This is a genomic window from Pseudoxanthomonas winnipegensis, from assembly GCF_004283755.1.
GTDB lineage: Bacteria > Pseudomonadota > Gammaproteobacteria > Xanthomonadales > Xanthomonadaceae > Pseudoxanthomonas_A > Pseudoxanthomonas_A winnipegensis.
The window spans coordinates 393,016-412,454 of the sequence record NZ_SHMH01000004.1 but is presented as its reverse complement, the minus strand read 5'-3'; the positions used below and the strand labels follow the sequence as shown (position 1 = coordinate 412,454).

The window sequence follows — 19,439 nt, the reverse complement described above, 5'->3', positions numbered from 1 at the left end:
AGCAGCGCCGCATTGCTTTACGCTCGCGCAATGCCCGCACGCCTGATCGCCTATCTGCCCGATGCGCCCGCGCCTTCGCTGCTGCTGCGCGAAGGCGCGGCCTTGACCATCGGCCGCGCCGAGGGCAACGGCCTGCAGCTCTCCCACCCTTCGGTCTCGCGCAGCCACGCCCGGCTCTGCAGCGACGGGCTGGGCTGGGAGTTGAACGATCTGGGCAGCAAGAACGGCAGCTTCCGCGACAGCCTGCGCGTGGAAGCGCCGGCGCGGCTGGCCGGCGCGGCCTGGCTGCGCTTCGGCGACATCTACGTCGAGTTCACCCCGCTGGGGGACGAGGACGCCGCGCGCGAGGCCGGCCGCGCCCAGGCCCGCCGCACGCGCGCCACCGCCCTCACCCATGGCGTCGGCCAGGCGCTGGATCTGGACGACATGCTCAGCGCCAGCGTCCACGCGGTGACCGAACTGGCCCAGTGCGACCGCGGCTATCTGGTGCTGGCCGGGCCGGAGGCGCCGCGCGTGGCCGCCGCCTGCGGCACGCGCAGCCCGCGCGACTTCGGCGGCAGCACCGGCGCGCTGCAGCGCGCGCTAGAGCAGGGCCTGGGCACCGTGGCCCACGACATCGGCCACCTGCCCTGGCTGTCCACGCGCGAATCGGTGATGGCCTCTGGCATCAGCGCGCTGGCCTGCCTGCCGCTGTGCGACGGCGAGCGGGTGATCGGCGCGCTGTACGCGGACAGCACGCACCCCGGCGCGGCCATCACCGCCCTGGACATGGAACTGCTGCAGGCCTTCTGCGAGCGCTGCGCGCTGTGGCTGGTCGCGCGCGGCGCGCGCGACCGCACCGACCATGCCTCGGCCTGATGTCCGACGCACCCACCGCCACCGGCCTGCACCTGCACGATGTCCTGGCGAGCGGGCAGGTGCTGGCCGGCCGCTTCCGCGTCGAGCGCCTGCTCGGCATGGGCGGCATGGGCATGGTCTACCTGGCCAACGATCTGACCCTGGAAGTCCCGGTCGCCATCAAGGTGCTGCGCCCGGAGCTGGCCGAGCGGCCGCAGGTATTCGAGCGCTTCCGCCAGGAGCTGCTGCTGGCGCGCCAGGTCTCCAGCCCGCACGTGGTACGCATCCACGACCTGGCCGAACACCAGGGCCGCTGGCTGATCAGCATGGACTACGTGGCGGGCGAATCGCTCGAGTCCCTGCTCGCGCGCGAAGGCCCGCTGCCCATCGAGCGCGCCCTGTCCATCGCGCGGCAGATCGCGCTGGGCCTGCAGGCCGCGCATGCGCGCGCTGTGGTGCATCGCGATCTCAAGCCGGCCAACGTGCTGCTCGATGCGGAGGGCAATGCCTCGATCAACGATTTCGGCGTCGCCCGCTCGATGGCCAGCAGCGGGTTGACCCGGCACTCGGGCGCGATCGTGGGCACGCCGGATTACCTCTCGCCGGAGCAGGCGCGCGGCGAGACGGTCGACCCGCGCAGCGACCTATACGCGCTGGGGCTGATCCTGCACGAGATGCTGACCGGGCAGCTGCCCTTCGCCAACGGCACCATGGCCGAGGTGCTGGCCCAGCGCATGCTGCGCACGCCCGAACCGGTCAGCCGCGCGCGCCCGGAGACTCCGCCGTGGGTCGTGCGGCTGGTCGACCGGCTGCTGCGTTCGCAGCCGCGTGCGCGCCTGCAGGACGCGGCGCAGGTGGTGGCGGCCATCGACCGGCGCCATGTGGAACGGGAGGCCCCGGGCTGGCGACGCATCGCGCTGGTGGCGGCCGCGGTGGCCGTCGTGGCGCTGATCGGCTGGGCCGGCTGGTCGTGGCAGCACGCGCGTGCGCCGGCCGTGGCCGAGGCCCCGGTCGTCGCGCCGCTGGCGCGCACGCTGGTGCTGCCGCTGGCCGGCGACCTCGATCCAGTCCTGCGCGACGGTCTCGGCGCCTGGCTGCGCGATGCGCTGGAAGCGCGCACGGCCGTGGTCGATGCGGGCCGCACGCTGCAGGCGCTGCGTTCGGTCGACCCGACCGGCCAGGCCAGACCGGATCTGCCCGCCCTGCGCCGCGCGGCCGCCGCGCGCCAGGTGGTCGCCCCGCGCATGCGACACGACGCGCAGGGCTGGCGTCTCAGCGCCACGCTGGACGGTGCGGACGGCGGCACGCGTACGCTGGAAGGTCCGATCGCCGGTACGGCCAGCGCCGCGGCGGCCGGCTGGCTGACGACGGTGGGCGCGGCGCTCGGCCTCGATCCCGCACCCTGGCCCGCCCCGCCGCCGGACACCGCGCTGCAGGCCCTGGGCCGGGCCGGCATCGCGCGTGCGCAGAGCCAGGGCGCGCCGCGCCTTGCGGCCCTGACCCAGGCGACCGACGCAGCGCCGGACGTGCTGCCGCTGCGCCTGGAACAGGTGCGCGCCTCCGAGGCGATCGGCGAGGACGATCAGGCCGATGCCCTGCTGGCACGGCCGTTCGACTCCAAGACCTGGCCGCGCAGCGCGCAGATGCTCAGCGCCATGCGCGCCAGCGCCGAGGGCGATGCGGAGGCCGCTCTGACGGCATGGCAGACCATCGCCGACGCCAGGCCCGACGATGCCCAGGCCCAGCTCGACCTGGCCCGCGCCCAGGCCGCCGCAGGCCAGGGCGATGCGGCGCGCGCCCGGCTGCTGGCCCTGAGCAAGCGCGACCCGAACGACCCGCGGGTGTGGTTCGAGCTGGGCAAGCAGTCCATCCTCGCCGGCGACGCCGCCAAGGCCGTGGACGACTATCTGCTGCGCGCTCAGTTGCTGTTCCGCCGCGGCCGCGACCTGGCCGGCGAGGCCGAGACCGTCAACGCGCTGGGTGTCGGCTACGGCCGCCTGGGCCAGAGCAAGGCCGCCGAGGAGCAGTACACCCGCGCGGTCGACCTGCGCACCCAGGTCGGCAACCGCCGCGGCGTGGCCACCAGCCTGCGCAACCTGTCCGGCATCGCCAGCGTGCGCGGCGACTTCGCCGGCGCCGCGGCCCGTCTCGAACAGGCGCGCGCCCTCTATCAGGCGCTGGGCGACCGCGGCGGCCTGGCCGCCACGCACAACGAAGCCGGCCTGCTGGCCGAGGAGCGCGGCGACTACGCGCAGGCGCTACAGGCCTTCCGCGACGCCCTGCAGGCCTGGCAGCAGGTCGGCAATGCGCGCGGCACCGCGCAGACCTACAACAACATCGGCTTCGCCAACTTCCAGCTCGGCGACTACGACAGCGCCGCCGCCTTCTGGCAGCAGGCCGCCTCGGCCTACCGCGCGCTGGACGATGTCACCGGCCAGGTGCGCATCGAACAGAACCTCGGCCTGCTGGCCACCGCGCGCGGCCAGTGGCAGGACGCGGCCACCCGGCTGCAGTCCGCGCTGCGCACGGCCGAGGCGCACCAGATGTTCGAAGAGGTCGCCGTCACCCGCCGCAACCTGGCCGAGCTGGCCTACTGGCAGGGGCATCTGGCCGAAGGCCTGGCCCAGGCCGACCAGGCGGCGACGCTGTTCGAACAGCGCGACGACCAGCGCGGCCGCGCCGATGTGGCGGTGCTGCGCGCGCAGCTGTGGCTGGCGGCCGGGCAGCCGGCGCGGGCGACGACCGAGCTGGAACAGGACGCCAAGCTGTTCGACGAGGTCTCCGAAGAGCAGCAGGCCGCCCGCGCCCTGCTGCAGGCGCAGCTGGCCAGCCTGCGCGGCGATGCCCGCGGCGCGCACCAGGCGCTGGCCGAGGCCAGCCGCCTGGCCGATGCCTCCGGCGTGCGCCTGCTGCAGCTGCAGGCGCGCCTGCAGGGCGCGCACGACGAGGCGGCCCTGGCCGCGCTCGACGACGACATCGCCCGGCTCGGCCACGTCGGCCTGCGCCTGCAGTTCCTGCTGAGCGCGCTGCGCGACGGCGCCGATGCGCAGGTGCAGGCGCGCTATCGCGAGGCGCAGCAGCTGCTGCGCGGGGGCGATGTGCTGTTCGCCGCCGATCTGCATGCCCAGGCCGCGCAGCGCCTGGCGCGGCTCGGCCAGACCGATGCCGCCGCGCGCGCCGAGGCCGCCGCGGACGCGGCGCGGCGCACGCTGCTGGCCGGCCTGCCGGCGCAGGTGGGTGCGCGATGAGCGGCACCGACGACGCCGCGCGCTACCAGGCCCTGCTCGACCGGCTGGAAGCCAACGAGCGCGAGTTCCGCCGGCTGGGCCGCGCGGTGGTCAAGGTGCAGGAGGACGAACGCCGGCGCCTGGCGCGCGAGCTGCACGACGGCGTTGGCCAGAACCTCACCGTGCTCAAGCATCGCCTGGCCTTGCTCGGCACGGCGCTGGGGCCGGCGCAGGCGCCGCTGCGCGCGCAGGTGGAAAGCGCCATCGCGCTGTGCACCCAGACCCTGGAGGACACCCGGCATCTGTCGCGCCTGCTGCGCCCGCCGATCCTGGACGACCTGGGCCTGGAGGCCGCGCTGCGCTGGCTGGCGCGCAGCCAGTCCGAGGCCGGCGGGCCGCAGGTCAGCCTGGAGATCGGCCCGCTGCCGGCCATGGACGACGCGCGCCAGACCCTGCTGTTCCGCGCCGCGCAGGAGTCGCTCAACAACGCGCTCAAGCATGCGCGCTCGCGCTCGATCCTGCTGCGCCTGGTCGCGCACGATGACTGGGCGCACATGCAGATCGTCGACGACGGCGTGGGTTGCGACCCGGCGCTGGCGCTGACCAGCGGCGGCAGCGGGCTGGGCGGCCTGCGCGAGCGCCTGCGCCTGGGCGGCGGCAGTTTCCGGCTGGTGTCCTCGCCCGGCGCCGGCACCTGCGTGCAGGTGCGCGTGCCGCTCTCCGGCGAGTGAATCCATCGCCCAATTGACAAATCCGCGTCCGCATACGACAAACACAGGACATCGGATGTCACGTGCGCCGAACGATTTGGCATCGCTCCCTACCGGTCCCGCATGCCAACAGCTCCGATCCGCGTCCTGCTGGCCGACGACCACACCCTGGTCCGTGAGAGTCTGGCCAGCCTGTTGCAGGCGGCCGGCGGCATCCAGGTCGTGGCCCAGGCCGCCGACGGCGTCGCCGCGGTCGCGGCCGCGCAGACCTGCCAGCCCGACGTGGTGGTGGTGGACATCTCGATGCCCCGGCTCAACGGGATCGACGTGATCCGCAGGCTGCGCAGTGACGTCCCCGAGGCGCGCGTGCTGGTGCTGACCATGCACGAGGAGCACGAATACGTGCTGCACGCCGTGCGTGCCGGCGCCGCCGGTTATCTGCTCAAGGAGGCCGCCACGGCCGAACTGATCGCCGCCGTGCGCAACCTGCACGCCGGCCAGGGCCACTTCAGCCCGCAGGCCGCGCTCGCCCTGGCCGCGCAGATCCAGCAGCCCGGGCGCGAGCTGGACGACCCCTACCAGGCGCTGACCTCGCGCGAGCGCGAGGTGTTCCACCTCATCGTCGAGGGCCAGACCACAAAGGAAATCGCCCGGCGCCTGGACATCAGCACCAAGACGGCCGAGAACCACCGCTTCCGCGTGCTGAACAAGCTGTCGGTGCGCAACACGGCCGAACTGGTGCGCTACGCGGTCCGCCACGGCCTGCTGGACTGAGGGCGCCGCGTCCCTGCCGCCGCGCCGGAGCCGCGGGGTCGGCGCCGCTCCATACGCAGTAGTATGCTTGGCGGCCGAAGCGGGCCGGGAGGCGGCCCGCGCCGCCACCAAGAGCATCCGCATGAGCAGCTACCGCGCCCCGTTGAAAGACGTCCGTTTCGCCCTCTACGACGTGCTGGACGTCGAGCCCCTGTTCGCCCGGCTGGGCTTCGCGGACGCCAATGCCGAGCTGATCGACGCGGTGCTGGAGGAGGCCGGCCGCTTCACCACCACCGTACTGGCCCCGCTCAACCGCGTCGGCGACGAGGAAGGCTGCACCCTGGACGCGGCCACCGGCGAGGTCACCACGCCGACCGGCTTCAAGGAGGCTTATGCCCAGTTCGCGCAAGGAGGCTGGACCGGCCTGACCGCGGCCACCGAGTTCGGCGGCCAGGGCCTGCCGCACACCGTGGGCGTGCCGCTGGGCGAGATGATCAACGCCGCCAACCTGGCCTGGGGCAACTTCCCGCTGCTCTCGCACGGGGCGATCGAAGCGCTGAAGTTCCACGGCCAGCCCTGGCAGCAGGAAGTGTTCCTCAAGCCGCTGGTCGAGGGCCGCTGGACCGGCACCATGTGCCTGACCGAACCGCACTGCGGCACCGATCTGGGCCTGCTGCGCACCCGCGCCGAGCCGCTGGGCGATGAGCGCTACGCCATCACCGGCACCAAGATCTTCATCACCGCCGGCGAGCACGACCTGGTCGACAACATCGTCCACCTGGTGCTGGCCAAGCTGCCCGACGCGCCGGCCGGGGCCAAGGGCATCTCGCTGTTCGTGGTGCCCAAGTTCCAGGTCGCCCGCGACGGCACGGTCGGGGGGCGCAACGCGCTGCGCTGCGGCTCGATCGAGCACAAGATGGGCATCAAGGGCTCGGTGACCTGCGTGATGAACTTCGATGGCGCCGAGGGCTATCTGGTCGGCCAGCCGCACAAGGGCCTGCAGGCCATGTTCACCATGATGAACACCGCGCGCCTGGGCGTGGGCCTGCAGGGCATCGGCCTGTCCGAGCGCGCCTACCAGAACGCCCTGACCTATGCGCGCGAGCGTCTGCAGACCCGCTCGCTGTCCGGTCCCAAGTTCCCCGACAAGCCGGCCGACCCGATCATCGTCCACCCCGACGTGCGCCGGATGCTGCTGTCGATCAAGGCCCTGACCGAAGGCGCGCGCCTGCTCGCCCTGCACGCCGGCACCCAGGTCGACATCGCCCATCACGCCACCGACCCGGCCGAACGCGAGCAGGCCGACATCCTGGCCGGCTTCCTCACCCCGATCTCCAAGGCCTGCCAGACCGAGTGGAGCATCGAGAACACCTACAACGCGCTGCAGTGCTTCGGCGGCCACGGCTACATCCACGAGCACGGCATGGAGCAGCTGGCCCGCGATGCGCGCATCACCACCCTCTACGAAGGCACCACCGGCATCCAGTCGCTGGACCTGATCGGGCGCAAGACCGCGGCCAGCGGCGCGGCCGGGCTGAAGCTGTTCCTGGGCCTGATCGAGCAGTTCGCCAGCGCCCACCAGGACGATGCGGCGGTGGCCGAGTTCCTCGGCCCGCTGCGCGATAAGGCTGCCGAATGGGGCGCGCTGACCCAGGACGTGCTCAAGCGCGCGGCGGCCAATCCGGAGGAACTGGGCGCGGCCAGCACCGACTACCTGTTCTATTCGGGCTATGTCGTGCTGGCCTACTGGTGGGCGCGCAGCGTGGTCGCCGCGCAGGCCTCGCAGCACGACGCGGCCTTCAAGCAGGCCAAGCTGGAGACCGCGCGCTTCTACTACGCGCGCATCCTGCCGCGCACGCTGTCCCACGCCGCCGCCATCCGCGCCGGCGCCGACTCGCTGATGGCCATGGACGCGTCACGCTTCGACGCCTGATGTCACCGCGCCAGCGCGCTCCGGGGAAACTTCGGAGCGCGCTGGGTTGGGCCCAGTACACAATTCGTCATGCATCGGGTATAAGCTGTTTCCCCGATGGAAGCAGACACCGCTCAGCTTCATTCGGACGACTCCGGCAACCCGGTCCTGATCGACGGCGCCCTGCCGGATGCATCGTCCCCGGCCGATGGCCTCCCCGCCTCTCTCTCCGCACTGGCGCGTCCTTCCAGCGTGCGTTTCCTGTCGCTGGATGCGCATGGTCGCGTGCTCGACTGGATCAACTGGCAGGACGCGACCTGCCTGTACGCGCGCGATGCGGTGGCCTGGACCCTGGGCGATCCCTGCCTGACCGTGCGCGGCGGGCTCAACCGCCTGACCGGCCAGCAGAGCTATATCGAGCTGCATCCCATCGTCGCCTCGCGCGGCCATGCGCGCGCGGCCGGGCTCTCGCCCACGCCCGCGCTGACCAACCAGGCGCTGTTCGCACGCGACGACCACCTGTGCCTGTACTGCGGCCAGACCTTCTCGCGCCAGCTGCTGACCCGCGACCACGTGCTGCCCGTGTCCAAGGGCGGGCGCGATGTCTGGGAAAACGTGGTCAGCGCCTGCTTCCACTGCAACTCGCGCAAGGCCAACCGCACCCCGCAGCAGGCGCACATGCCGCTGCTGGCCGTGCCCTACCGGCCAAGCTGGATCGAGCACCTGATCCTGTCCAACCGCAACATCCTGGCCGACCAGATGGCCTTCCTGAAGACGCACCTGCCCAAGCGCTCGCGCCTGTCGGCCTGAAGGCCGAAGCCAGCCTTGCGGCCGATACTTCACATTCCGCGCCGTTGGGTGATCCCAGACTGACCGCCTTGCTTGCCCCTCCCTTCCCGGGGGAGGAAAATGCGCAACTGCATTGCCGACGGCCACGATGATCGACGCTACCCGCTATCCCCGCCTGTCAAGGATCGAGACGCCCGCTGACCTGCGCCGCTTCGACGAGGCCGAGCTGACCGCCATCGCCGACGAGCTGCGCGCCTACCTGATCGAGTCGGTCGGCCGCAGCGGTGGCCATTTCGCCGCCGGCCTGGGCGTGATCGAGCTGACCGTCGCCCTGCACTATCTCTACGAGACGCCCAACGACCGCCTGGTCTGGGACGTCGGCCATCAGACCTATCCGCACAAGATTCTCACCGGCCGCCGCGATGCGATCCACACGGTCAAGCAGGCCGATGGCGTGGCGCCGTTCCCCAAGCGCGAGGAATCCGAGTACGACACCTTCGGCGTCGGCCATTCGTCGACCTCGATCTCGGCCGCGCTGGGCATGGCCATCGCCAACGCGCGTGCCGGCAACGGCCGCCGCACGGTGGCGGTGATCGGCGACGGCGCGATGACCGCGGGCATGGCCTTCGAGGCGCTCAACCATGCCGGCGGCATGGAGGAAGAGCCCGACCTGCTGGTGATCCTCAACGACAACCAGATGTCGATCTCCGAGAACGTCGGCGCCTTGACCCAGCTGCTGGGGCGGATGAGTTCCTCGCGCACGCTCAACGCGCTGCGCGAGGGCGGCAAGAAGCTGCTCGGCGACAAGCGCAAGCCGCCGGCGCGCTTCATGCGGCGCTGGGAGGAGCACTGGAAGGGCATGTTCGTGCCGTCCACGCTGTTCGAGCAGATGGGCTTCCACTACACCGGCCCGATCGATGGCCACGACGTGCCGGCGCTGGTCGGCGCGCTGAAGACGCTCAGGGGCCTCAAGGGGCCGCAACTGCTGCACGTGATCACCACCAAGGGCAAGGGCTACGAGCGCGCCGAGGGCGACCAGATCGGCTATCACGCGGTCGGCCCCTTCGACCCGACCAAGGGCCTGCCCACCGTGGCGCCCGCCAAGAAGTCCACCTACACCGACGTCTTCAGCGACTGGCTGTGCGACATGGCCGCCGCCGATCCGCTGCTGCTGGGCATCACCCCGGCCATGCGCGAGGGCTCGGGGCTGGTGCGCTTCTCCAAGGAATTCCCCGATCGCTATTTCGATGTGGCCATCGCCGAACAGCACGCGGTGACGCTGGCCGCGGGCATGGCCTGCGACGGCGCCAAGCCGGTGGTGGCGATCTACTCGACCTTCCTGCAGCGTGCCTACGACCAGCTGGTGCACGATGTGGCGATCCAGCAGCTGGACGTGCTGTTCGCCATCGACCGCGGCGGCGTGGTCGGCCCGGACGGCGCCACGCATGCGGGCAACCTGGACCTGAGCTTCCTGCGCTGCGTGCCGCACATGCTGATCATGGCGCCGGCCGACGAGAACGAGTGCCGGCAGATGCTGTCCACCGGCTTCCGCCATCGCGGCCCGGCCGCGGTGCGCTATCCGCGCGGCACCGGCCCCGGCGTGGCGGTCGAGCCGACCCTGGACACGCTGCCGATCGGCAAGGCGCAGCTGCGCCAGCGCGGCCGGCAGGTTGCGCTGCTGGCCTTCGGCGCAATCGTGCCGGCCGCCGAGCAGGTCGCGCGGGAGCTGGGCCTGACCGTGGTCAACATGCGCTTCATCAAGCCGCTGGACCGCGAGCTGGTGCTGGAACTGGCGCGCAGCCACGACGGCCTGGTGACGCTGGAAGACAATGTGGTGGCCGGCGGCGCGGGCTCGGGCGTGGCCGAACTGCTCAACGCCGAGGGCCTGGCCGTGCCGATGCTGCACCTGGGCCTGCCCGACGCCTTCCAGCACCACGCCAGCCGCGAACAGCTGCTGGCCGAAGCCGGGCTGGACGCAGCCGGCATCCGCCGCGCGTTGCTGGCGCGCTGGCCGCAACTGCAGGCCGGCGCGACGCCGCTGACCGCGGCGCGCTGACGCCGCCCTGCCGGGCGCCCGATCAGCGCGCGCTCGGCGACCTCACTGCGCGTCGGGCGCCTCGACCGTGTAGCCGCGCGCCTTGAGCGCGTCGATCAGATTGTTGCGGCCCAGGATCAGGCCCATCGGCAGCAGGGCCACGGTGCTCTGATGCTGGGCCAGCGCCGCCTGGGCCTTCTCCAGCCACAGGTCCAGCGACTGCTGGCGCAGCGTGCTGAGGCCCAGCTTGCGCGCCAGGCCGCTCTCGCTGATCGCCGCCTGGCATACGCCGTACTGGGTCGCCTGCGGCGCGATGCGCAAGGTGTCGATGTCGCCGACCGCCCAGGCGTTGGCCTGGGCGCGCATCGCGTCGATCTCGTGCTCGAGCACGTCCAGCGTGCGGCTGAAGCAGCTGCGGTCGTCGAGCCCGGTGCGCTGGAATTCGCGGATCGCCGCCTTGGGATCCTCCAGCTTGGCGGTCGCCACCACGGAGGTGACCTTCAGGCCGGCGCGTTTGGCCAGGGTCTGCACCCGCTCGGCCACGACGTTGTCGGTGCTCAGCGCGGCGTCCCTCATCGCCGCCTTGTACAGCTCCAGCGCGGCGAAGATCGGGCGGCGCTGCTCGACGCTGCGGTCGCGCCCCAGATAGCGCGCCTTGAGCGCGCTCCAGCGCGCATACTCGGACGCCGGAACAACTTCCTGCAGGGTCTGGCCGTCGGGATTCTTGGCCGCCTTGAACAGCGACGGCAGCAGGAACAAGTTGCCGAACATGCCGCGCCCGGTGTCCAGCGACATGCTCGGCGGCAGCAGCAGCTCCTGCGAGCCGGCGATGGCCGATTCCACCTCGGTCGAACGCCAGTCCATGCGCTTGGGCAACGGCGTCAGCGTGCCCAGCACCCACAGCACATGGCCATCGCGGCTGATTTTCCACAGGCCCGGGCCCGGCTGCACGCCCGAGACCGTCATCGGCGCCAGGTCGGTGATCGCAGGCTCGCTGGCCGGCGGCGGCGTCGCCTGCTGCGCGGAGGCAGACAGCACGAATAGCAACAGCGGCGCGACCAGACTCAGGCGCAGCTTGCGCATACAAGGACCTCCTGCAGGGACGCCGGCCGGCGCCGATGGCCGGATCTTACGGGGCGCGCCCGCGTTTCAATCCAGGTCCGGCGCGCCCAGGGCGTGCAAGCGTTCAGCGATCTGCGGCGCGGCGTCGAGCAGCGCGAAGCCTTCCCAGACGAAGCCGGGCGCGACGGTGCAGTCCACCAGCGCGTAAGGCGCCTCGGTCCACGCACGCTGCCAGTGCCCCGCCGGGACGACGGCCATCGCGGAAGCATCAGCGCTCAATGCGAGCGTCTGCAGCGTATCGTTCTCCGGATCGAAGATCTGCAGCTGCAGGGGCCCGCCCTGCCGCCAGTGCCAGCCCTCGTCCGCATCGACCCGGTGCCAGCGGCTGCGTTGGCCCCGGCGCAGCAGGAAGTGGATGGCCGTCATGGCCGGGCGCAGGCGCCCGGCGTGCAGCACTTCCAACTGCGAGGCGTGGATGCGCCGGTAGTAGCCGCCTTCGGGATGCGGCGCGAGCTGCAGCGCGGCGATGAGCTGATCGATGTCCTGCGTCATGGCGGCATGCTAGCAGCGGCGCGCATATGCCTCGCCTGCATCCGGCGCGCGCCGCGGCACCTCGCGACCGTTTTTCACCGATCGGCCAAAGGGACCTTAGTCCGCGCGGTCTGCCCGCGCCGCGCGCAGGCAGACGCCGAAGAAAGTCAGCAGATCCACCGAATACCGCTTGATCAGGCGCCGCGGCTCGTGCAGCAGGCGGTAGGCCCACTCCATGTGCAGCTTCTGCACCCACTGCGGCGCGCGCTTGGCGTTGCCGGACAGGAAATCCAGCAGCGCCCCCACGCCGAAGGCGAGCGGCACCTGCAGCGCGGCGCTGTGCTCGAGGATCCAGCGCTCCTGGATCGGATTGCCCAGCGCGACCAGCAGCACGTCCGGCGCCGCTGCGTTGATGGTGTCCACCAGGCCCTCGCCCTGGGCGCGCATCTGCGCATAGCCGTCGCAGACGCCGACGATCTGCTGACCGTAGACGCCCTCCAGCGCGCGCGCGGCGGCCTCGCCGACGCCCGGCTTGCCGCCGAGCAGGAAGAAGCGCAGCGGCCGGCTGCTGGACTGGCACAGGCGCGGGATCAGGTCGGTGCCGTTGAGGTTCTCGGCGAAGCGACGGCGGTGCACCAGCATCGCCGCCAGATCCATGCCGATGCCGTCGTTGACGATGGTTACCCCGGCCGCGTGCATCTGCGGGCGCAGCGCCTGGCACTCGACGACGAAGTTGGTGTTGGCGAAGAACACCCGCTGGCGATCGCCCAGTTCCAGCGCGCGCAGCAAGGCGGCGGTGAACACCGGCAGGCGCGTGCTGATGACCGGATAGCCGCCCAGAGGCAGGCGCTCGGCCTGTGCATCGAGGTCGTTGGGATGGCTGGGAAAAACGAGCATTCAATCACCGGGGGGAAAATGGGCGATGCGTGGCGCACCTCGGATGCGGCCGCATCGAGACAGAGATCCGGGCAGGACGTCCGTGTGCGCACAGGGCCCCGGACGGCCGATCCGGCGCCGGGGTCATCCCAATGAACGCAAACCCCTCACGGCGCCGGTCACCCTGTTCAGGCCGTGACGCGGATTTCCGGATAGCGCTCCGGTTCAAGCAGGCGATCGGTGGTCTGCGGCCAGTCCAGGCACTGGCGGTGGCGCACGTGCGGGGCGGCCAGGGCCTGTTCGATGGCAGCGCGGATCGAGCCCGCATCGCCCGGCGTATAGCCGAAGCGCGAGGCGTAGCCGCCGACCACCGCATGCGGGCAGACCGCCGGCAGGCCGAAGAAATCGTACTGCAGCAGCTTCATCGAACTGTCCGCCAGATACGCCGGCACCTGTTCGGAGGCATAGGGCGCGATGCCGAAGCGCGCGTGCTTCATGTAGCGCACCACGTCGGTGTGCTTCATCTCGCCGTAGACAATGACGTTGTCGCCATAGTCCGGATCGCGCCCCTGGCCCGAGCCGATCACATGGAAGGTCACCTGCGGGAAGGCATGGCTGGCCTGGGCGATGAAGGTCGGATCGAACAGCATCGAGCCCACCGAGACCGCATGGATGCCGGTGTCCGGATAAGGATTGGGATCGCCCAGCTTGTCCAGCCCGGGATCGACGCCATGACCGACGTGATAGACGTTGTGCTGGCTGTTGATCTCCTCGGCCATCACCGGCGATACCAGCGCGATCGCATCGAGCATGCCGCACACATTGTCGAACTCGCGCGTGATGTATTGCGCCACCTCAATCGTGCTCAACCCGTCGGAGGCGCGATACACCAGGCGCGCATTCGGATTGAGCTGCTTGCACAGGCGGATGAAGGCCACGGCCGTGCCGCTCTCCAGCACGATGACATCCGACTCGCGGATCCACTGCACCAGCTGCGCCGGCGGGCGCGCCGCGTAGGCGCGGAACATCAGGTTCTCGATCGGACGCAGCCATGCGCGCCGGGTATTGAACGGATGCACCAGCGTGCGCCACAGATAGCACTCCACGCCCTTGTGGAGGACGACCTGATTGGCGGTCGCGTCCAGCGGCAGGCGCAGGTCGTGCTTGTACTTGGACAGGCGGCTGTAGCGCAGGGAGAAGAAGCGCGTGGGACCGCGCTTGGCCAGCTCGTCGGCGATGAAGTGGATATTGGCGCGTCGCGGGGTGCGGTAGTCGTGGGCGGACAGCACCAGATAGCGCGTCTGCTCCTGGCCCGACCGCGGCTTGGCGGTGGCGGAGGCGGGGATCGTGCGCGCGGTGGCGGAAGGCGAAGCGTCGAAGGCCGGCATGGCAACTCCAGTGGGGGGATGGAGAGCGGGTACGGTCGCTACAGCGTCGTGGCCTGCAGCGACGGCAAGCATGTGTCGGCCGCCACATCCAAGTCCGGGTGCTGCGTCGCAAAAATCACGGCCCGGGGCCTGGAATCGGCCGGTCACACCAGCGAGGGTGGCCCGCGGCGCGTTCACCGAACATGAGCCAGGAGGCGTCATCGACGCCGAAACTGAACCCGCGCGGCCTTAAATCACGCGCGAGATGCGAAGTGCGAACTCCATCACGCGGCCGAGCCGCGCCGGCGTAGCAGCTCGCGGCTGCTCAGGATCGTGGCCACGTCCCGCCGGAACGCCGGCCACAGCAGGCACACCAGGCCGAACGCCAGGACGATCGCCACGAAGCCGATCGCCAGCTCCAGCACCGGCGTCTGCGTCCAGTGTCGCGCCGCCGCCCACGAGGCCGCGCCGCACAGGCCGTAGCCGACCAGCGCCCGCAGCCCGTTGTTGAACATCGCCCTGCCCGGCGCCTGGCCGATCCGGGTGACCCAGATCACCGACATCGGCCACATCAGCGCCAGGCCCAGCGCATAGCCGACCGCCACGCCTAGCGCGCCCCAGTGCGAGCCCACCAGGATGCACACGATCAGCAGCGCGCGTGCGATCACCGAGTAGATCAGCTGCGCCCGCATCAGGCCCAGCGACAGGAACACCCAGTAGGTCGCATAGGCCACGACCTGGAACACGCCACCCAGCGTCAGCACCTGGAAGATCGGCACCGCCCCGCGCCACTGCTCGCCCAGGAACAGCCGGATCAGCGGCTCGCCCTGCGCGCAGGCGAAGGCGAAGATGGCCACGATCAGATGGACCATCACCGTCTGCCCGCGCAGCAGGAAGGTCGAATAGCGTTCGCGCTCGTCCTGCAGCTTGGACAGCACCGGCAGGGCGACGGTGGTGGCCGGCGCGTTGATCTGGTTCAGCGGCATCATCAGCAGCTGGAAGGCGCGGTTGTAGAGGCCCAGCGCCTCGGCGCCGAGGCGATAGCCGATCAGCACCTGACCGATGTTCTGGCTGGCGTAGCCCAGCGCCTGGGCAGCCATCAGGTTCCAGCCGAAGCTGAGGAAGTGGCGCATCTCCACGCCACGCTGCGGGCGACCGGGCAGCCAGCGCGCGGCGATCATCGCGACCAGCAGGCCGACCGCGCCGCCGACCACCTGCTGGATCACCAGCGCCCAATAGCCCAGGCCGGCCAGCGCGGCGATCACCGCCGCGATCAGCCCCAGCGACTGCCCGCCGACATCGCTCAGCGCCAGGCGACCGAACATCAGCTCGCGGCTCAGATGCGCGCGGTACTGGGTATTCATGCCGCTGAGCAGGAAGGTCACCGACATGACCTGGCTGACCGCCGCCAGGCGCGGCTCGTGATAGAAGCGCGCGATCCAGCCGGCGCCCGCGAACACCATCAGGCCCAGCACCAGGCCAATGGCACTGTTCATCCAGAACAGGTTGTCGCGCTGCGCCTTGGACAGGCTCTTGGCCTGGATCGCGGCCGAGGACAGGCCGAAGTCGCGCAGGATCTCGCAGATGCCGACCAGCGCGGTCACCATCGCCATGACGCCGTAGTCTTCCGGGCTCAGCAGGCGCGCCAGCAGGATGATCCCGCCGAACTGCACGACCATGCGCGCGCCCTGCCCGGCCATGGTCTTGGCCGCGCCGGCCGCGGCCCGGCTGCCCAGGCCCGGATGCGACGCGCCCGCGTCCGACTTCACGGCCACCGACACGCCCTCACCGGCTGCGGTCGTCCGCGGCGCGCCGATCGCGCGCGGGGTCGGTGTCGGCCGCCTGCGTCTGGCCACGGCGCTGGCGGAGCGCGGCGAGATAGCTGCGGTAATGCAGCTGCCCGGCCTGCGACCAGTCGCGCCGCGACAGATCGGGCGTCGGCGCGCGGGGCGTGTTACGCGCCTGCGCCAGGCCCCACTGGATCACCTGCGCATCCAGCTCGCCCTCGTACATGAAGACCCAGCCAGGCCCCACTTCGGCGGCGACGGCCGCGTTGTTGGCCGTGCGCGGCACCAGCACCGGCCGGCCCAACGACAGGGCCAGCAGCAGGGTGCCGGAGTTGTGCATCTCCTTGTAGGGCAGCACGACCAGCTCGGATTCGGACACTTCAAGGGCCAGCGTCGGATCGTCGACGTACTGCAGCAGGGCGCTGACCCGCGGATAGCGTGCGCAGGCCGCCTCCACAAGCGCGCGCATCTGCGGGCTGGCCGGGTTGCCCACCACGCGCAGGCTGCAGCCGGGCTCGTCGAGGTCGGCCATGGATGTCAGCAGGCCTTCCACGCCCTTGTAGGGCCGGATCAGGCCGAAGTGCAGCAAGCGCCCGGCCACCGGCCTGCCCTGCGGATGCGGCGCGAACCAGTCGATGTAATGGCCGTGCAGCGCGGTATCGGTGCCCGGCGCGCGCGGCTCGGTGGTCTCGTTGATGCGGATCCAGCGCGAGGTCATGCGGTCCATGCGCCGCAGCAGCCAGCGCTCGACCGCGCCGCCCTGCTCGTGCGGGGCCAGGTTGTGCAGCGTGCGCACGATCGGCGTGCGCAGCACGGTCCAGCGCAGCAGCAGCAGCGCGACGGCGCACTGGCGCAGGCCGCGGCCCAGGGCGGTGGCATGCCGCATCGTGTATTCGGGCCAGTGCAGATGCACCACGTCGTAGCGCGAGAGCAGCGCCGTGCGCAGCGACCAGAAGCGCACGCGCACCAGCGGCGACAGGGCCGCCAGCAGCTGCACCAGGTAGGGGTTGGTCTTGGGCGTCGGCGCGTTGAACTGCTGCAGCACGGTCAGCAGCGGCTTGCCGGTGTCGCGCGCCTGCGCGTCCTGGTCGTGCGTCGCCATCACGCGCGCCCCGCCGTGCCCAGCGCGGCGTGATATTCGTCCACGTAACGTCCCACCACGTGGCGCCAGTGGTAGCGCTGCACGAAGTCCATGGCCGCCTGACGACGCGTGGCGAAGGCCTCTTCGGGCACGGCCGTCAGCGCCTGCGCCGCCTGCGCACCGGCCTTGGGTTCCATCGGGTCGACCAGCACGCCCAGTCCGGATTCCTCCACCAGCCGCCGGAACGGCGGGATATCGCTGAGCACCGGGATCAGTCCGGCGCTCATCGCCTCCACCGGCGCGATGCCGAAGCCCTCGTGCCGCGACAGGCAGACGAAGTACTGCGCACGTTCCAGCAAGGCGGCCAGCTCGGCCTCGGAGGGCGAGGCCACAACCTGCACGTGACCGGTCAGCCCGCGCGCGGCGATGTCGCGCGCCAGGCCGTCGGCGGTGAGGTCGTATTCGCGGCCGGCGATGATCAGCTTCCAGTCCGGATCCAGCGCGCGCAGCGCTTCGAACAGCGCCAGCGTCTCCAGCAGCCCCTTGTTGACCGACCAGCGCCCGAAATAGATCAGTGTCCGGCCCGGCGTCTGGCTGCCGCGACCGGCGAACTTCTGCACGTCCACGCCGTTCTCGATCACGCGCAGGCGCTTGGGCGCCACCACACGGGAGAACAGGCTGCCGTCGTTCTCGCTGGTCGCCACCACGCGCTGGTAGGCATGAGCCGAGGCCCGCGTGATGCTGGAAAACCACAGCTGCTTGAGCCGCGAGGCGTAGCCGGTGTGGAAGAAGCCGCCGTGCGTGGACACGATCATCGGCTTGCGATGCACCAGCCGGGTCGCGGCCAGATAGTCGAAGAAGAAATCGATGCCGTGCACATGGACCACGTCCGCCGACCTGATCGCGCCCAGCACGCTCGGCGTGAGCGGATAGCGGCTGGATCCGGACCACGGCAGGCGCCTGACCGGGATCTCGCGATGCGCGGCCTGGGCAGGCAGGCGCACCTCGGGCTCGCTGAAGATGCGATCCAGCGTCACCACTTCCACCTGGTCCTGGCTGTTGTCGCGATGATGCAGGGCGACGTTCAGCACCACGTCTTCCAGCCCGCCGACGGAGGGGTGGAACTGACGCACCACATGGACGACCTTCATCGCGCGACCTCCGGCGATGGCGCCACGGGGGGCCCCATCGCATGCGCCTCCTGCGCAAGACCGGTCGGCGTGCGCCAGGGCACGCCCTTGAGCTGCCACAGCGCACCGCAGACGAACCACCACAGCGCCGCGGACTTGACCGAGAACAGGCTGTTGGACACCAGCAGGCCGACGGAGAACGCCAGCATGAAGAAGTTCTTGAACGCCTGCCCGTCCTCGGTCGGCATGTCCAGGCCGAAGGCGTAGGCCAGCAGGAAGAAGCCCACCACCATGATCGACTGCGAGGCGATGAAGTAGGCGATGCCGCTGTCGAAGTACTTGTAGGGCGCGTCGAAATCCAGCCCCATCCAGGCCTCGGCCGGCATCTGCAGCATCGCATTCACGGTTAGGTAGACGCGGCCCAGCGTGTTGTCCTGGTAGGCGCTCACGCCCGAGATCCAGACGATCGCCGCCGCCCCCAGCAGCACCAGCGGCATGATCAGGAACGAGAGCCGTTGATCCAGACGTCTGAGGAACGGAGCACCCAGGATCAGCAGGAGACTGGTGCCCACCGCAAGCCGTCCGTCGGTGGCCACGATCAGGAACAGCAGCAGGCCCACCGACAGCGCCACCTGCCCCAAGCGCATCGAGCGCCAGAACGTCAGCAGGATCGCCACGAAGAACACGATGAAGTTGCCGGCGGTCACCGGCTCGACGAAGATCGAGGACGCGCGCGGCAGGTTGCTGCCCGGCAGGAAGTTGCGCTCGCCCGGACGCGTCGCGCTGACGAACAGGTTGCTGTCCTCGTTCCAGAAGCCGCCCTCGTCCAGGCCGCGCGTGTTGACGTAATAGCTCTTCGGGTTGACCCAGTCGCCATACAGATCCGGCGCGGCCAGCTCGAAACCGGCCACCAGGCTGATGATGACGGCCATGCGCACGAACAACTTCGGCAGCGAACCGCCGTACGCCGATCCGAGCACCAGGAAGGCGAACGGAATGATCGCGTCGCGGATGAACTTCGCGTCCACCCGCCACTCGATCAGATAGCGGAACAGCAGCACCGCGACGATCACGGTGATCCCGGCGATGAGCGCCACGACCTTGGAGCGCTCCAGGGTCCAGATCCCGATGCCGAAGCAGCCGGCGTAGATCAGCAGCTCGGCGACATAGGTCAGCGCCGGCGAGACCGGCGTGACCTTCGCGTTGACGAAGGCGAGCAGGAAGTTGTAACCGACGGCGAACAGCAGCAGCAGCTCGATCAGCAGATCGCGTTGCCGGTGCGTGGCCCGCGCGTGCGTGGCAGCGCGCACCGGCACGGCCTCATGGGGAACTGCGGCCATGG

The 19,439-nt window shown here is 70.7% G+C and carries 15 protein-coding genes; 7 read left to right on the top strand and 8 right to left on the bottom strand.

The genetic code is table 11. The annotated features are described in order from the left end of the window. Positions 1–30: 30 nt before the first annotated feature. The 7 genes from EAT51_RS10305 (at position 31) to dxs (ending at position 10,284) form a co-directional block, all read left to right on the top strand. The gene (locus tag EAT51_RS10305) at positions 31–858 is read left to right on the top strand and encodes an FHA domain-containing protein (RefSeq protein ID WP_130517572.1); all 828 of its coding nucleotides are present in this window, start codon (positions 31–33) and stop codon (positions 856–858) included. Beyond that, positions 858–4,085, top strand: a complete 3,228-nt coding sequence (locus EAT51_RS10300) for a serine/threonine-protein kinase (protein WP_130517570.1) — start codon at positions 858–860, stop codon at positions 4,083–4,085. The genes EAT51_RS10305 and EAT51_RS10300 overlap by 1 nt, the downstream gene beginning before the upstream one ends. Then, positions 4,082–4,795 carry a sensor histidine kinase gene (locus EAT51_RS10295; protein ID WP_130517568.1) on the top strand — a complete coding sequence of 238 codons (714 nt, stop codon included), beginning with the start codon at positions 4,082–4,084 and terminating at the stop codon, positions 4,793–4,795. The genes EAT51_RS10300 and EAT51_RS10295 overlap by 4 nt, the downstream gene beginning before the upstream one ends. A 102-nt stretch (positions 4,796–4,897) precedes the next feature. Next, the gene (locus EAT51_RS10290; protein WP_130517566.1) at positions 4,898–5,548 is read left to right on the top strand and encodes a response regulator; all 651 of its coding nucleotides are present in this window, start codon (positions 4,898–4,900) and stop codon (positions 5,546–5,548) included. Between the two features lie 121 nt (positions 5,549–5,669). Continuing rightward, positions 5,670–7,460 carry an acyl-CoA dehydrogenase C-terminal domain-containing protein gene (locus tag EAT51_RS10285; RefSeq protein WP_130517564.1) on the top strand — a complete coding sequence of 597 codons (1,791 nt, stop codon included), beginning with the start codon at positions 5,670–5,672 and terminating at the stop codon, positions 7,458–7,460. Positions 7,461–7,556: 96 nt separating this feature from the next. Further along, positions 7,557–8,249, top strand: a complete 693-nt coding sequence (locus EAT51_RS10280) for an HNH endonuclease (protein ID WP_165402972.1) — start codon at positions 7,557–7,559, stop codon at positions 8,247–8,249. Positions 8,250–8,376: 127 nt separating this feature from the next. Then, positions 8,377–10,284 carry a 1-deoxy-D-xylulose-5-phosphate synthase gene (dxs, locus tag EAT51_RS10275; protein ID WP_130517562.1) on the top strand — a complete coding sequence of 636 codons (1,908 nt, stop codon included), beginning with the start codon at positions 8,377–8,379 and terminating at the stop codon, positions 10,282–10,284. A gap of 42 nt (positions 10,285–10,326) precedes the next feature. On the opposite strand, the gene EAT51_RS10270 is transcribed toward dxs, so the two are convergent. The 8 genes from EAT51_RS10270 to EAT51_RS10235 all read right to left on the bottom strand — a co-directional run bounded on the left by EAT51_RS10270 (position 10,327) and on the right by EAT51_RS10235 (position 19,437). Continuing rightward, positions 10,327–11,346, bottom strand: coding sequence for a TraB/GumN family protein (locus EAT51_RS10270; RefSeq protein WP_130517561.1), 1,020 nt, complete (start codon positions 11,344–11,346; stop codon positions 10,327–10,329). Positions 11,347–11,412: 66 nt separating this feature from the next. After that, the gene (locus EAT51_RS10265; RefSeq protein WP_130517560.1) at positions 11,413–11,877 is read right to left on the bottom strand and encodes a cupin domain-containing protein; all 465 of its coding nucleotides are present in this window, start codon (positions 11,875–11,877) and stop codon (positions 11,413–11,415) included. Positions 11,878–11,973: 96 nt separating this feature from the next. Then, positions 11,974–12,753 carry a WecB/TagA/CpsF family glycosyltransferase gene (locus tag EAT51_RS10260; RefSeq protein WP_130517559.1) on the bottom strand — a complete coding sequence of 260 codons (780 nt, stop codon included), beginning with the start codon at positions 12,751–12,753 and terminating at the stop codon, positions 11,974–11,976. A 167-nt stretch (positions 12,754–12,920) separates the two neighbouring features. Beyond that, positions 12,921–14,120, bottom strand: a complete 1,200-nt coding sequence (locus EAT51_RS10255) for a GumK N-terminal domain-containing glycosyltransferase (protein ID WP_228257879.1) — start codon at positions 14,118–14,120, stop codon at positions 12,921–12,923. 263 nt (positions 14,121–14,383) lie between these two features. Beyond that, complete coding sequence (locus EAT51_RS10250) at positions 14,384–15,880, bottom strand: lipopolysaccharide biosynthesis protein (RefSeq protein WP_425478224.1); 1,497 nt, start codon at positions 15,878–15,880, stop codon at positions 14,384–14,386. Between the two features lie 4 nt (positions 15,881–15,884). Next, on the bottom strand, positions 15,885–16,988 hold the full coding sequence (locus EAT51_RS10245) for a glycosyltransferase (RefSeq protein WP_205953519.1): 1,104 nt from the start codon (positions 16,986–16,988) through the stop codon (positions 15,885–15,887). Further along, a complete protein-coding gene (locus EAT51_RS10240; protein WP_130517558.1) occupies positions 16,988–18,118 on the bottom strand; it encodes a glycosyltransferase family 4 protein in 1,131 nt (376 codons plus the stop codon). Before EAT51_RS10240 ends, EAT51_RS10245 begins: the two co-directional genes overlap by 1 nt. Continuing rightward, entirely contained in the window at positions 18,115–19,437 is a 1,323-nt protein-coding gene (locus EAT51_RS10235) for a polysaccharide biosynthesis protein GumE (protein ID WP_130517557.1), read from the bottom strand. The genes EAT51_RS10240 and EAT51_RS10235 overlap by 4 nt, the downstream gene beginning before the upstream one ends. Between the last annotated feature and the right edge of the window lie 2 nt (positions 19,438–19,439).